General features: G+C 69.1%; 12 protein-coding genes. 2 read left to right on the top strand and 10 right to left on the bottom strand.

The window, feature by feature from the left end:
* Window positions 1-94 precede the first annotated feature (94 nt).
* The 4 genes from ACWGIH_RS10850 to ACWGIH_RS10865 form a co-directional block, all read right to left on the bottom strand.
* Window positions 95-316 carry an FmdB family zinc ribbon protein gene (locus ACWGIH_RS10850; RefSeq protein ID WP_453450876.1) on the bottom strand — a complete coding sequence of 74 codons (222 nt, stop codon included), beginning with the start codon at window positions 314-316 and terminating at the stop codon, window positions 95-97.
* Between the two features lie 33 nt (window positions 317-349).
* Window positions 350-1,093 carry an HAD family hydrolase gene (locus ACWGIH_RS10855; protein WP_453450897.1) on the bottom strand — a complete coding sequence of 248 codons (744 nt, stop codon included), beginning with the start codon at window positions 1,091-1,093 and terminating at the stop codon, window positions 350-352.
* Window positions 1,094-1,170: 77 nt separating this feature from the next.
* On the bottom strand, window positions 1,171-3,741 hold the full coding sequence (locus ACWGIH_RS10860) for a phosphoribosyltransferase (protein ID WP_453450875.1): 2,571 nt from the start codon (window positions 3,739-3,741) through the stop codon (window positions 1,171-1,173).
* Between the two features lie 51 nt (window positions 3,742-3,792).
* Complete coding sequence (locus tag ACWGIH_RS10865) at window positions 3,793-4,968, bottom strand: HpcH/HpaI aldolase/citrate lyase family protein (protein ID WP_453450874.1); 1,176 nt, start codon at window positions 4,966-4,968, stop codon at window positions 3,793-3,795.
* A 181-nt stretch (window positions 4,969-5,149) separates the two neighbouring features.
* On the opposite strand from ACWGIH_RS10865, the gene ACWGIH_RS10870 reads away from it, so the two are divergent.
* Complete coding sequence (locus ACWGIH_RS10870; RefSeq protein ID WP_453450873.1) at window positions 5,150-6,010, top strand: TerD family protein; 861 nt, start codon at window positions 5,150-5,152, stop codon at window positions 6,008-6,010.
* Between the two features lie 77 nt (window positions 6,011-6,087).
* Here the strand turns inward: ACWGIH_RS10870 and ACWGIH_RS10875 are convergent, their stop codons facing one another.
* The 6 genes from ACWGIH_RS10875 to ACWGIH_RS10900 form a co-directional block, all read right to left on the bottom strand.
* Complete coding sequence (locus tag ACWGIH_RS10875; protein ID WP_363208500.1) at window positions 6,088-6,831, bottom strand: TerD family protein; 744 nt, start codon at window positions 6,829-6,831, stop codon at window positions 6,088-6,090.
* 147 nt (window positions 6,832-6,978) lie between these two features.
* Window positions 6,979-8,127 carry a DUF475 domain-containing protein gene (locus ACWGIH_RS10880; protein ID WP_453450872.1) on the bottom strand — a complete coding sequence of 383 codons (1,149 nt, stop codon included), beginning with the start codon at window positions 8,125-8,127 and terminating at the stop codon, window positions 6,979-6,981.
* Window positions 8,128-8,191: 64 nt separating this feature from the next.
* A complete protein-coding gene (locus tag ACWGIH_RS10885; RefSeq protein ID WP_365817340.1) occupies window positions 8,192-8,767 on the bottom strand; it encodes a TerD family protein in 576 nt (191 codons plus the stop codon).
* Between the two features lie 147 nt (window positions 8,768-8,914).
* Complete coding sequence (locus ACWGIH_RS10890; protein WP_361827689.1) at window positions 8,915-9,490, bottom strand: TerD family protein; 576 nt, start codon at window positions 9,488-9,490, stop codon at window positions 8,915-8,917.
* Window positions 9,491-9,630: 140 nt separating this feature from the next.
* Window positions 9,631-10,098: a peroxiredoxin gene (locus ACWGIH_RS10895; protein ID WP_453450871.1), complete on the bottom strand. Its 468-nt coding sequence runs from the start codon at window positions 10,096-10,098 to the stop codon at window positions 9,631-9,633.
* A gap of 199 nt (window positions 10,099-10,297) precedes the next feature.
* Window positions 10,298-10,735 carry a DUF3052 domain-containing protein gene (locus tag ACWGIH_RS10900; RefSeq protein ID WP_453450870.1) on the bottom strand — a complete coding sequence of 146 codons (438 nt, stop codon included), beginning with the start codon at window positions 10,733-10,735 and terminating at the stop codon, window positions 10,298-10,300.
* Between the two features lie 413 nt (window positions 10,736-11,148).
* Here ACWGIH_RS10900 and aceE point away from each other — a divergent pair, with 413 nt between their 5' ends.
* Window positions 11,149-13,881 carry a pyruvate dehydrogenase (acetyl-transferring), homodimeric type gene (aceE, locus tag ACWGIH_RS10905; RefSeq protein ID WP_453450869.1) on the top strand — a complete coding sequence of 911 codons (2,733 nt, stop codon included), beginning with the start codon at window positions 11,149-11,151 and terminating at the stop codon, window positions 13,879-13,881.
* Window positions 13,882-13,968 lie beyond the last annotated feature (87 nt).

Genomic DNA, 13,968 nt, shown 5'->3' on the forward strand with positions numbered 1-13,968 from the left:
TTCGCCGTCGCGTCACACGGCGAACGGGAAGGCGCACCCACACGCGCCGCGCTCGGCCTGCTGGGAGCGGGACCCGGACCGGACCGCCGGACCGCTAGCCGCAGCAGCCTCCGCCACAGCAGCCGCCTCCGCCACCGCCGCCGCGTGGGGCGGGGGCGGGTGACGAGGTCGAGCCGCCGACGGCCACCGTGGACAGCAGCTTCACCGTGTCCTCGTGTCCGGCGGGGCAGGCCGCGGGGGCGGCGGACTCGGCCATCGGGCGGCTCAGTTCAAAGGTGTCGCCACAGGAACGGCAGCGGTACTCGTATCGGGGCATGGGCCAAGGCTAGCGGCAGCGGACGATCAGTGGTCAGCCGTCGGCAGGACCACGGCCGAGGAACCTCCGCAGGATCTCCTCCCCCGCCGCGACGCCGCGTTCCGGCAGCACAGTGAGCCCCGGCGCCGTCCAGCCCGTGTCCGCCAGCTCCCCGTGCCCCGGACGCCAGGAACGATCGGCGGCGAGCAGCAGATCGGCGTCGAGGAGCGAGTCACCGGCGGCGAGGATCTCGTCCGCGTCGATGCGGCGGGCCACCTCCCGCACCGCCGCGCTCTTGGTCAGCGGCTTCGGCACGGCGTAGATCTTGCGGCCCTGCAGCGAGACGGTCCAGCCTCGCTCCTCCGCCCACACGGCGAGCTCCTTGACCCACTCCTTCGGCAGCAGGGAGCGCTCGACGACCAGGTAGGCGAAGAGGTCCTCGGCCACCCGCTCCTTCAGGAGCCAGGCCGGGTCGGCGGTGCGCACCATGTGCGCGCGGACCTCGTCGAGCGAGGCGCACTCGGCGGCGAGCCGCCGGTCCACGTCCGCCCGCCACGCGGGGTCGGACACTCCGTCGACCAGCAGGTGCCCGCCGTTGGCGCAGATCGCGAACTCCGGCGCGGGGCCCGGCAGATGGATGCGCCCGTACTGCTCGCGCGTCCGCGTGGTGGTCGGCACGAAGACCGTGCGGCGGCCCACCTCGTCGAGGAGACCGGCGGCGGTCTCGGTGACGTACGACAGCGGCTTGCTCTCGTACACCTCGACGCAGAGCAGGCGCGGCGCCCGGGCGTCGGGCATGGTCAGGCCGAGGGCCGCGGCCGAGTAGATGAGGGTGCGGTCGAGGTCGCTGGCGACCAAAACCTTGCGAGAGGTGCTCACTTGGAGGCCACCGCCTTGCCGTCCGTGCCGGTGGCTCCGCGCGTGAACTGAGGGTGGATCAGTCCGACGCAGGTGTAGGGGAGTTCGGCCACTTCCTCGACCGGCACGCCGCGCTGTTCCGCGAGGAGTCGTACGTGATCGAGGTCGGCCCCCGCTCCGGCGCGCGCGAGGATCTTCCAGGGGACGCGCCGCAGCAGGACGCGCGTCGTCTCGCCGACGCCGGGCTTGACCAGGTTCACGTCGTGGATCCCGTACTCCTCACTGATCCGCTCCACGGCGGCCCAGCCCTCCCAGGTCGGTTCCCTGTCGGCCGAGAGGAGCTCCTTGACCTGGGCGTCCACGGCGTCGGACACCTCGTCGAAGCGGGCCGTGACGGCCTGCAGGAAGTCGAGGGAGACGTCACCGTCGGCGAGCTCACGGTAGAACTTCGCGCCGTGGAAGTCGTCGGGTCCGACGAGGTCCGCGCGCAGCACGGTGCGCGATATCAGGCCGGACACCGTCGAGTTGAGGCAGGCCGAGGGGATGAGGAAGTCCTCGCGGGTGCCGTAGGTGCGGACGCAGGAGCCGGGATCGGCGAGCACCGCGATCTCCGGGTTGAAGCCGGCCGGGCCCCCGGACGCCTCGAACTCCCGTATTGCGTCGGCGAGTTCACGCGTGATCGCACCCTTGCCCGTCCAGCCGTCGACGAAGACGACGTCGGCGGGGTCGTGGTGTGCGGCGAGCCACCGCAGCGCGTTGGCGTCGATGCCGCGGCCGCGGACGATCGACACGGCGTAGTGCGGCAGGTCCAGGCCGTGCCGGTGCTGCGCCCAGCGCCGCATCAGCACGCCGACGGGCGTGCCCGCGCGGGCGAGCGATACGAGGACCGGCCCCGGGGAGGGGGCCCCTCCCCGGGGCCGGCTGTGGGAGCGCTCGGCGAGCACGGTCTCGGTGACGGTGCCGACGGCCTGCGCGATGCGGGCGGCGGAGGTGTCGAGCGCCGCACGGAACAGCTCCTGGTACTGCGGGCTCGGCTGATACTCGACCGGCAGCGACTCGGCGTAATGGGCGCCACCGCTCTGTATCGCCTCCTCGCGCTCCTCGGTGGGCGCCTCCAGCGTCACGTCCGAGAGGTCCTGCAGCAGCCAGCCGACGTCTTCGGCCGCGTACGAGGAGAAGGCGGGGCCGCGGAGGGGCTCGGGCAGCATGGAGGGCCTTTCGGGGGCGTGCTCGGTGACGTGCTCAGGGGTCTGCTCGGGGGCGTACGAGGGCACGACGGCGAGCAGCACCTGCGGTGTGTGCGCGGCGAGCCGCGCCAACAGGCCGTCAGGGGCGTGGAGTTCAGGACGGTCGCCCACGGAGTCGACCACGAGGACGATCGCGTCGAAGCCGCCGCCCGCGACGTTGTACGCGTACCTGTCGCCCGGCCCGTCGGCGGGAGCGTCGTGCGCGGGGAAGACGAGGCGGCTGCGGATGGCGTAGCCGGGGTCATCGACGGCGAGGACAGGCGAGCGGGTGGTGGTGGAGTACCGCACCTCCGCGCTCCCGGCGGGCAGCCGCTGCTCCAGCGCCACACCAAGGGCGAGCGGCGCGTACATGAGTTCCTCGAAGCCGAGGACGAGGACGCGGGCGGGGCCTTGGGGGGTCCCGGGGGAATCTTGGGGGGCCGCCGGGGAATCTTGGGGGGTCCCCGGAACAGCCGTCGGAGCCAGCGCCTGCGCGAGCCGGTCAGCCATTCCCGGCAGCGCCGCCTCAAGTGCCGCCCGGTGCTCGGGGGTGAACCCATGGCGCCCGCCGTCCGGCACCCCCGCGGGCCAGCCGAGGTCGACCCGGGTGACCGAGCCGCCCTCCTTGCGCGGGGCGGGGAGCGCCGAGGCCTCCTCGTACTCCTCGACCAGCGCCTGCCCCTTCTCCAGGACGCCGTCCGGCAGGCTCACGGTGCCGGACGCCGTCGTGATCAGGTCGACCCGCGCGCCGATCTCCCGGGCGAAGTCGGCCAGGCGGCCCTGGTCCCGCGGGGAGCGCATGTCGACGAGGGCCACGATGACGTACCGCTCGCGCGGGTACAGCTCGTGCAGGGCGCGGATGGTGTTGAGGACCGTGTTGCCGGTGGAGAACTCGTCGTCCACGAGCACCAGCGGGCCGTCCCTGGTGAGCAGCCGGGGGTCCTCGGGGAGCAGCAGGTGCGAGGTCGCGTGCGAATGGGACTCCTCGAAGCCGCCCGCCCGGCGCACCGAGTCGACCGGGCGGCGCGTGGAGTGCAGGTAGGGCGCGAGGCCGATGCCGTCCGCGACACAGTGGCCGAGGCCGGTCGCCGTCTCCGCGTACCCGAGCACGACCGCGCGCCGGGCCTCCGCGTCGCCCAGGAGCGCGCGCACCCGGACACCGAGGTCGCGCCCGGCCGCGTACACGACGGAGGGCAGCTGCGGCACATGCTTGCCGAGGACGTTGGACACCAGGAGGTGTGCCCGCTTCGGGTTGCGGCGCAGGGCGAGGCCGAGCAGATCGCTCAACCCCGCGTCCCCGGCCAATTCCACACCGAGCCGCTCGGCGACCCACGTCCCTGACCACACCACGTCGTCGTTCACAGTCCTCGCACAGTCCTTACGTTCAGCCGGAGAAAAAGGGACACCCGGCGGTCAGCCGGGGAGCCCGGCGGTGAGCAGCTCCACGAAGCCGATGTCCTCGCGTGCGACGCCGAAGACCTCGGCGCGTTGGAGGGTCCGCTCGGCCCAGGCGCGGTGCGGCTTCACCTCGTTCATCTTGTTCGTGTACGCCGAGCGCATGACCCCGCCGCCGTCCCGGTCCGGGCGCAGGATGTCCTCGGCGTCGCTGAACTCCTCGTGGCTGACGACCGAGAGGGCGTGCACGGGCAGCACGTGCGAGGGATGGATGCAGGTCTTGCCGAGCAGGCCGTTGGCCCGGTCGAGCTCGATCTCGCGCAGCAGGCCGTCGATGTCGTGCTCGATGAGCGCCTGGCGCAGCTCTTCGGCCCGGCCCTCCAGGAAGGGGCTGCGGCGCAGCTGCGGCTTGAACATCCGCTCCTGGGCGCGGAAGTACTCCCAGACGGGGCCGGTCACGGTGAAGCCCGTGCCGTCGGCCCTGCCGAGGTGGTTGACGACGTCGGCGATGACGGAGGCCACGATGTGGACGTCGTACGCGGTCATGTGCGGCGGTCTGCGCAGGCCGTACGCCGAGCAGAAGTCGGTGACGCCGAGGCGCAGCGCGAGCACCCGCTCGCGGTACTTGTCGACGGTGCGGGCGATCCCGGCGAGGGTCTCCGAGCGGCTCTCCAGATGCAGCAGCTCGGCCGATTCGAGGACGGGCATCGCGAAGAGCCGGCGGCCGCTCGCGGCTTCCGCGGCGGCGAGCGACTCCAGGAAGGCGACGCCGCGCTCCTCGGTGAACTTGGGGAGCACGAATCCGGACAGCAGCCGGATGCTGGGGCCGAGGCGGGCCGCCAGGTCGGCTATCTGTTCGGGGGCTCGGACCCGGATGAACAGCAGCGGCGGCTCCGCGCCGTCCCGCTCGGCCAACTCGGCCAGCTCGGCGAACTGCCTGACCAGGTTCTCCTCGGCGCCGACGACCTCCGCGTCATCGATCGAATCCTCAAGACAGAGGACCATCGAGATCACGCCACGTCCCGCCTGCTTCAGGATGTCGTCGGCGAGGCGGGGGCGCGTGGCCGGGCTGTAGAGCGTGGCCCCCAGGGCGGCGGCGAGCAGACGCGGGGAGGAGTCCGCGGTGAAGGCGCACGGCTCCCGATGGAAGAGACGCTGTCGCACCTCTGGGGCTATATGCCCGAAATGACGCATGATTTCCCCTGTACTCGTCGGCGCGACCCGACGTGATGTGGCCGGTAATAGTACGTAGGGACGGGTGTCAAGGGTTCCCCACGTGCATGAAATTCAAGTAACTCGGCCATGACAGACACACAGGCCACACACCGTCACCCCCGCGTTGTCCCGTCCAAACCCGGGAAGGCAGGATGACCGCATGACGCACGCGATGTTGAAGGGGTCGAACGTCCCGCTCGAAGCCACGGCCGTCCGCGCGGTGCTGCGCTGGACCCCCGGGCAGGGCGTCCCGGACGTCGACGCGTCGGCGCTGCTGCTCGGCGCCGACGGCCGCGTCCGGTCCGACGAGGACTTCGTCTTCTACAACCAGCCGCGCCACCCGTCCGGAAAGGTCTGGCGGCTCGGCAAGAAGCGCGTCGCCCAGGGCCTGACCGACACGATCCAGACGGACATGGCGGGCCTGGATCCCGCGGTGAGCCGAGTCCTGCTCGTCGCGTCCGCCGAGAACGTCGCCTTCGAGAACGTACGAGCGCTGCGCATCCTGCTGTACGACGCGGGCGCGTCCGAGGGCGAACCGCTCGCCTACTTCGACATCACCCCGCAGACGGGCGCCGAGACGGCCCTGATCTGCGGCGAGCTCTACCGCCGCGGCGACGTCTGGAAGTTCCGCGCCCTGGGCGAGGGATATCTGAACGGCCTGGAGGGTCTCGCCGGCGACTTCGGCATCTCCGTGGACGAGTCCGAGGCGGTGCCCGAGCCGACGACCGAGGCCTCGCTCCCGCAGCCTCACCCCCAGCGCCAACCGCTGCCCGCGCCCGCCACGCAGGCACCGCCTCCGCAGCCCTTCCCCGCCCCGGCGCCGCAGCCCTCGTACGGCTACCCTCCCGAGCCGCCGCGCCACCAGCCCGCGCCGCAGCCGTCCTACGGCTACCCGCAGCACGCGCCCGCGCACACGGCGCCGGTACCGCAGCCCTCGTACGGCTATCCGCAGCCCGTGGCCCCGATGCCCGACCCGAACTTCCGGCTGCCACCCCAGGGGCCGCAGTTCCTCGCACGCTGAGCACTCGGGGTGAGCCGGGCGCTCGGGGCAGGCGGGGCAGGCGGGGCTCGCGGGGCCGGCCTGGCCGGTGAGGCGCTTCAGGCGCCGCCGACCTTCGTCTTGTAGCCGCGGCCCCACTGCAGCCCCCAGCCGTACAGGCGGTCGAGCTCGGCCTGGAAGCCGTACACGAACTTCACCTCACGGCGCACGACCAGCTCGTCCTTGACGTTCTCCAGCGTGAATATCGCGCAGGAGCGGGCCTGCGGCTGGCGCTCGTCCAGGTCGATCTCGATCCGCGGGCCGTTGCTGGGGTAGAGCGTCACCTTGGCGTGCGTGCGGTCAAAGGCGGGCGTCTGGTCGTAGATGTACGCGAAGAAGAGCAGCCTCTTGATCGACTCACGGTGATCGAGGTTCACGTAGATCGTCTCGCCCGACGGCGAACCGAACCGGTCGTCGCCGCTGAGCTTCACGTACGGCGGCGCGTTCAGGTCCCCGAAGAAGCTGCCCAGGGGCTGCACCACGCCCTTGGCACCGTCCACCGTCTCGTACAGACAGCCGAGGTCGAGGTCCACGTTGACCACGCCCTGGGTGTGCGCCTGCACCACGTCGGGCTGGAACATCCGGAAGGGATGCCGCAGCAGGCCGCCGCCCTTGGGTTTGCCGATGATGTCGGACGTACGCATCTGCCAGGAGAGGTTGACCCGGAGATTGCCGGTGGCCGCGCCCTGTTTGTTGAGCGAGACCGTCGGGTGCCGTTTCGTGAGTTCGATGGAGTTGGTCGCCGCACTGCCCGACTCGTAGTCCATCGAGCGTCCACGCCACAGACCGTCCCAGAAGGACATCGCCGCCCCCAAAAAGTGCCGGAGCCCCATGGGCCCGTTACGAATGCCACGGGGCGGCCAGGAGGACTCGTCCTCGATGGCCGCCCCGTTCAGAAGCGTTCCTCACTCGGCCCCGCGTCACACTCCGGGGACGGGTCGGACCCCGCGTCAGACGCCGGAAGGAACCTCGCTCTTCTCGTCCGATCCCGAGCCCTTGCCCTCCTCGGCCGCGATGCGTTTGTTGCGCATGACGGAGGAGATGAAGGACCAGGCGATCAGGACGACGCCGATCAGGCCGGTGATGACCTCGTGGATCTCGTACTGGATCGTGATGAGCAGGATCGCGGCCAGGGCGCCGATCGCGTAGTGCGCGCCGTGCTCCAGGTAGACGTAGTCGTCGAGGGTGCCCTGGCGGACCAGGTAGACGGTGAGCGAACGGACGTACATCGCGCCGATGCCCAGGCCGAGCGCCATCAGGACGATGTCGTTGGTGATGGCGAAGGCGCCGATGACGCCGTCGAAGGAGAACGACGCGTCCAGGACCTCGAGGTAGAGGAACATGAAGAACGCGGCCTTGCCGGCCATGACGACGGCGGGGACCTTCTTGCCGCTCTTCTTGGCCTCTTCCTCCTGCTCGTGCTCGCGCTCCTCCTCTTCCTCGAGCTTGTTCTCGAAGAACCCGGAGAGCCCGCCCACGATGAGATAGGTGATGAGTCCGGCGACGCCGGAGAGCAGCACCGTCTCCGCCTTGTCCACGTGTGTGCCGCCGTGCTGGTGGGCATTGGTGGCGACGGTCATCGCGGAGATCATGAGCACGATGAGCGCGATGCAGGCCGACAGCATGTCGATCTTGCCGAGCTTGGCCAGCGGGCGCTCAAGCCAGCCGAGCCACTTGATGTCGCGGTCCTCGAAGATGAAGTCGAGGAAGATCATCAACAGGAACATGCCACCGAACGCGGCGATCGACGGGTGCGCGTCGGTCACCAGCTGCTGGTACTGGTCCTTGTCGTTGAGCGCGAGACGCACAGCCTCGATCGGGCCGATCTTGGCGCTGATGGCCACGATCGCGACGGGGAAAACGAGCCGCATGCCGAAGACGGCGATCAGCACACCGATGGTGAGGAAGATCTTCTGCCAGAAGGCGCTCATCTTCTTCAGGATTCCGGCGTTGACCACCGCGTTGTCGAAGGACAGCGAGATCTCGAGGATGGACAGGATCGCCACGATCCCGAAACCTGTCCACCCCCCGTAGAACACCGCCGCGACCAGGCCGAGCGCGGTAACCGCGAACGACCAGCCGAAGGTTTTCAGAAGCACTGGCTACCCAATCGTGTGTGTACGGGCTCCCGTTTAGCGGTCTCCCCCGCGCCGGTCCCCTGCTTTACGAAACATTGACCCCGAAGTCTAGAGCGATGCCCCGCAGACCCGACGCGTACCCCTGCCCAACGGCACGGAACTTCCACTCACCGCCATAGCGGTACACCTCGCCGAAGATCATCGCGGTCTCCGTGGAGGCGTCCTCGGAGAGGTCGTACCGTGCAAGCTCCTGGTGGTCGGCCTGGTTGACCACGCGGATGAAAGCGTTGCTGACCTGGCCGAACGTCTGGCCGCGATTGTCCGCCTCATGGATCGAGACAGGGAAGACGATCTTGTCGCAGTTGACCGGGACCTTGGAGAGGTCGATCAGGAGCGACTCGTCGTCACCGTCACCCTCACCCGTGAGGTTGTCGCCGGTGTGTTCGACGGAGCCGTCCGGGCTCTTGAGGTTGTTGTAGAAGACGAACCACTCGTCGCCGATGACCCGGCCCGAGTTGCACATCAGCGCGCTGGCGTCGAGGTCGAAGGGAGCTCCGGTGGTGGAGCGCGCGTCCCAGCCGAGGCCGATCAGGACCTGTGTGAGGTTCGGTGCGGCCTTGGAGAGGGAGACGTTGCCTCCCTTGGCGAGCGTGACGCCCATGATGTGTCCTCCCCGTGGTTCGAGATCAAGAGTTCCCCGGTCCCCCATGGTGCGGGAGCAGTGCCCGGGAGCAGGAGTTTTGAGCGCGTCCGGCGCCGCACTCGTGGTGTGCGGCGCCGGACGACAAGGCGGAGGGCGTTACTCGGCTCAGACGTTGACGCCGAAGTCCTGCGCGATGCCGCGCAGGCCCGAGGCGTAGCCCTGGCCGACGGCGCGGAACTTCCACTCCGCCCCGTTGCGGTACAGCTCGCCGAAGACCATCGCGGTCTCCGTCGAGGCGTCCTCGGAGAGGTCGTACCGCGCGATCTCCGCGCCGCCCGCCTGGTTCACGACGCGGATGAACGCGTTGCGGACCTGGCCGAACGACTGCTGGCGGGTCTCGGCGTCGTAGATCGAGACCGGGAAGACGATCTTGTCCACGTCGGCCGGGACGGCGGCCAGGTCGACCTTGATCGCCTCGTCGTCGCCCTCGCCCTCACCGGTGGTGTTGTCACCGGTGTGCTCGACGGACCCGTCCGGGCTCTTCAGGTTGTTGAAGAACACGAAGTTGCCGTCGCTGCTGACCTTGCCCTCGGCATTCGTCAGGATGGCGCTGGCGTCGAGGTCGAAGTCCGTACCGGTGGTGGTACGGACGTCCCAGCCCAGGCCGACCAGAACCGCGGTCAGGCCGGGGGCCTCCTTGCTCAGCGATACGTTGCCGCCCTTGCTGAGGCTGACTCCCACAAATCCTCCCAAATTGATGTCCAGGGGCGGGGAGCCCCAGTCGTGCTTTGCCATCGGATCAACGAGTGGATCCTAGTGACCGGTTCCCGGCCGCCACAGGCTCTGCACCTGAAGAATCACAGGGTGTCACCCCTGAGGAATCACAGGGTGTCGAGCGCCTTGACGTAGTCGTTGAGGTCGCGGGCGTCCGGCAGGCCGTTCACGACAGTCCAGCGCACCACGCCCTCCTTGTCGATGATGAATGTGCCGCGCACCGCGCAGCCCTTGTCCTCGTCGAAGACTCCGTAGGCGCGCGACGCCTCGCCGTGCGGCCAGAAATCGGAGAGCAGCGGGTACTCCAAGCCTTCTTGTTCGGCGAAAACACGCAGGGTGTGGATGGAGTCGTTCGAAACGGCGAGGAGCTGGGTGTCGTCGTTGACGAACGTCGGCAGTTCGTCGCGCAGCGCGCAGAGCTCGCCCGTGCACACGCCGGTGAACGCGAACGGGTAGAAGAGCAGCACCACGTTCTTCTCGCCCCGGAAGTCCGACAGCCGCACGGTCCGGCCGTGGTTGTCCTTCAGCTCGAAGTCCGGGGCCTTGGTGTCGGTCGCGATGCCGGCGAGCGCCATGAGTTCGCATCCCTTCGGTGGGGCTGTTCGGGTGACGACCACCCTACGCAACGGGCGTTTCGTCCGATCACCCCGCAGGGCGGACACTTCCCCGCGCGACACTCGCGCCCCTCACGCACGCGTGAGCCCCCACCGGCATAGGTCGGTGGGGGCTCACGGCGATTGGCTCAGTCGACTTCCTGCTGCCTGAGCGGCAGCTTCACCGCTTCTTGGCTGCCGCCTTCGGCGTGACCAGACGGCTGCCCGTCCAGTCCTTGCCCGCGTTGATGCTCTTGGTCTGAGCGAGGCCGGCGGTCGTGGCTGCTTCGTTGATGTCGCTCGCCTCGACGTAGCCGTCACGGCCTGTCTTGGGCGTCATCAGCCAGAGGTCGCCGCCCTCTTCGATCAGCTGGGTGGCGTCCACCAGCGCATCCGTCAGGTCGCCGTCGTCCTCGCGGAACCACAGCACCACGGCGTCAGCAGTGTCGTCGTAGTCCTCGTCGACGAGCTCACTGCCGATCACCCCTTCAATGGCCTCGCGGAGCTCCTGATCGACATCGTCGTCGTAGCCGATCTCCTGGACCACCTGCTCGGGCTGGAAACCCAGCCTCGCGGCAGGGTTGGTCCGCTCCTCCGCGTGGTCCGCGGTCGCGCTCACGGCTTGCCTCCTGATCATGTTTTCGGGAATGCCTTCATCCACGCGCGTGCGCGGGACATTGGCGGTAGTCCACACGGGCGGACCGGATCGCGCAAGTACCCGGCCGTCAAGACCGCTGAAACGGTGACGTTCCCGGCCGTGTCGCCGCAACTCAAGGCCCACCTGCCAGATCCTTCTCCGCTCGCACTTCGCTCGTACGACACCGCACGGAACTGAGGTCCGAACGGCCTTACGAACCGGTTAGGCGGGATGGGCGTATCGTTGCGATTTGGTCGAGCCTACCCCAGGGCCGCCGGGCGGACCCGTCGGTTACCCCTCAGTAGAGATGACGATTGCGTCTACGCGGTACACGATGGGGAACGTCTCACAGCCAGGCAGAACCCAGGCGAAAGCCCCAACAGCGAAGGAACAGCGTGGCTTCCGGATCCGATCGCAACCCGATCATCATTGGCGGCCTGCCGAGTCAGGTCCCGGACTTCGATCCCGAAGAGACCCAGGAGTGGCTCGACTCCCTCGATGCCGCGGTCGACGAACGCGGCCGCGAGCGGGCCCGCTACCTGATGCTCCGGCTCATCGAACGCGCGCGCGAGAAGCGCGTCGCCGTGCCCGAGATGCGCAGCACGGACTACATCAACACGATCGCCACCAAGGACGAGCCGTTCTTCCCGGGCAACGAGGAGATCGAGCGCAAGGTCCTGAACGCGACCCGCTGGAACGCCGCGGTGATGGTGTCGCGCGCCCAGCGTCCCGGCATCGGGGTCGGCGGCCACATCGCCACCTTCGCCTCCTCGGCCTCCCTCTACGACGTGGGCTTCAACCACTTCTTCCGCGGCAAGGACGAGGGCGACGGCGGCGACCAGATCTTCTTCCAGGGGCACGCGTCCCCGGGCATCTACGCCCGCGCGTTCCTCCTGGACCGGCTGTCCGAGCCGCAGCTCGACGCGTTCCGCCAGGAGAAGTCGAAGGCGCCGAACGGGCTTTCGTCCTACCCGCACCCGCGCCTGATGCCGGACTTCTGGGAGTTCCCGACCGTCTCGATGGGCCTCGGCCCCCTCGGCGCGATCTTCCAGGCGCGGATGAACCGCTACATGGAGGCGCGCGGCATCGCCGACACCTCCAAGTCGCACGTCTGGGCCTACCTCGGCGACGGCGAGATGGACGAGCCCGAGTCGCTCGGCCAGCTCTCCATCGCCGCCCGCGAGGGCCTGGACAACCTGACCTTCGTCGTCAACTGCAACCTTCAGCGCCTCGACGGCCCGGTACGCGGCAACGGCAAGATCATCCAGGAACTCGAGTCGCAGTTCCGCGGCGCCGGCTGGAACGTCATCAAGCTGGTCTGGGACCGCAGCTGGGACCCACTGCTCGCCCAGGACCGTGACGGCGTCCTGGTCAACCGGCTCAACACCACGCCCGACGGCCAGTTCCAGACGTACGCGACCGAGACCGGCTCGTACATCCGTGAGCACTTCTTCGGCGACGACCACCGCCTGCGCGCCATGGTCGAGAACATGACCGACGAGCAGATCCTGCACCTGGGCCGCGGCGGCCACGACCACAAGAAGGTCTACGCGGCGTACGCGGCCGCCAAGGCCCACAAGGGCCAGCCGACCGTCATCCTGGCCCAGACGGTCAAGGGCTGGACGCTCGGCCCGAACTTCGAGGGCCGCAACGCCACCCACCAGATGAAGAAGCTGACGGTCGACGACCTCAAGGGCTTCCGCGACCGCCTGCACATCCCGATCACGGACAAGCAGTTGGAGGGCGGCGCCCCGCCGTACTACCACCCGGGCCGTGACTCGGAAGAGATCCAGTACATGCACGACCGCCGCCAGGGCCTCGGCGGTTACGTCCCGACCCGCGTCGTCCGCGCGAAGCCCCTCCCGCTTCCCGAGGACAAGACGTACGCGACCGCGAAGAAGGGTTCGGGTCAGCAGTCGATCGCCACGACCATGGCGTTCGTCCGCATCCTGAAGGACCTCATGCGGGACAAGGAGATCGGCAAGCGGTTCGTGCTGATCGCCCCCGACGAGTACCGCACCTTCGGCATGGACGCCTTCTTCCCGAGCGCGAAGATCTACAACCCGCTCGGCCAGCAGTACGAGGCCGTCGACCGTGAGCTGCTCCTCGCCTACAAGGAGTCCCCGACCGGTCAGATGCTGCACGACGGCATCTCCGAGGCCGGCTGCACGGCTTCGCTGATCGCTGCGGGCTCGGCCTACGCCACCCATGGCGAACCGCTGATCCCCGTGTACGTCTTCTACTCGATGTTCGGTTTCCAGCGCACCGGCGACCAGTTCTGGCAGATGGCCGACCAGCTGGCCCGCGGCTTCGTCCTCGGCGCCACCGCCGGCCGTACGACGCTGACCGGCGAGGGTCTCCAGCACGCGGACGGCCACTCGCAGCTGCTCGCCTCGACCAACCCGGGCTGCGTCGCCTACGACCCGGCCTTCGGGTACGAGATCGCGCACATCGTCAAGGACGGCCTGCGCCGGATGTACGGCCCGGACAGTGAGGACGTCTTCTACTACCTCACGGTCTACAACGAGCCGATCCAGCACCCGGCCGAGCCCGCCGATGTGGACGTCGACGGCATCCTCAAGGGCATCTACCGCTTCAAGGCGGGTGAGCAGGGCGCCATCCCTGCACAGATCCTCGCTTCCGGTGTCGCGGTGCCGTGGGCGGTCGAGGCCCAGCAGATCCTCGCTTCGGAGTGGAACGTCAAGGCGGACGTCTGGTCGGCGACCTCCTGGAACGAACTGCGCCGTGACGCGGTCGACGTGGAGCGCCACAACCTCCTGCACCCCGAGGAGGAGCAGCGCACCCCGTACGTGACGCAGAAGCTGTCCGGCGCCGAAGGTCCGTTCGTGGCCGTCTCCGACTGGATGCGGAGCGTCCCCGACCAGATCTCCCGCTGGGTCCCCGGCACGTACCAGTCCCTGGGCGCCGACGGTTTCGGCTTCGCGGACACCCGCGGTGCCGCCCGCCGCTTCTTCCACATCGACGCGCAGTCGATCGTGGTCGGCGTGCTCACCGAGCTAGCCCGCGAGGGCAAGCTCGACCGCTCCGTACTGAAGCAGGCGATCGACCGCTACCAGCTGCTGGACGTCACGGCGGCCGACCCGGGCGCTGCCGGAGGCGACGCCTAGGCCTTGCGGGCCGCGCGGGCCTCGCGGTGGTAGCCGCGGGGTCGTGCGGCTCCTGTAGCACGTAGGACGTTCGGAGGGTGGTGGGGC

It is taken from the genome of Streptomyces sp. NPDC054872, from assembly GCF_053610705.1.

What these genes read in the sequence shown, in the direction of transcription:
- ACWGIH_RS10865 (WP_453450874.1), bottom strand. Translation starts at nt 4,968, where the DNA reads ATGCGTCATTTCGGGCATATAGCCCCAGAGGTGCGACAGCGTCTCTTC.
- ACWGIH_RS10895 (WP_453450871.1), bottom strand. Translation starts at nt 10,098, where the DNA reads ATGGCGCTCGCCGGCATCGCGACCGACACCAAGGCCCCGGACTTCGAG.
- ACWGIH_RS10885 (WP_365817340.1), bottom strand. Translation starts at nt 8,767, where the DNA reads ATGGGCGTCACGCTCGCCAAGGGAGGCAACGTCTCCCTCTCCAAGGCC.
- ACWGIH_RS10850 (WP_453450876.1), bottom strand. Translation starts at nt 316, where the DNA reads ATGCCCCGATACGAGTACCGCTGCCGTTCCTGTGGCGACACCTTTGAA.
- ACWGIH_RS10855 (WP_453450897.1), bottom strand. Translation starts at nt 1,093, where the DNA reads ATGCCCGACGCCCGGGCGCCGCGCCTGCTCTGCGTCGAGGTGTACGAG.
- ACWGIH_RS10875 (WP_363208500.1), bottom strand. Translation starts at nt 6,831, where the DNA reads ATGTCCTTCTGGGACGGTCTGTGGCGTGGACGCTCGATGGACTACGAG.
- ACWGIH_RS10870 (WP_453450873.1), top strand. Translation starts at nt 5,150, where the DNA reads ATGACGCACGCGATGTTGAAGGGGTCGAACGTCCCGCTCGAAGCCACG.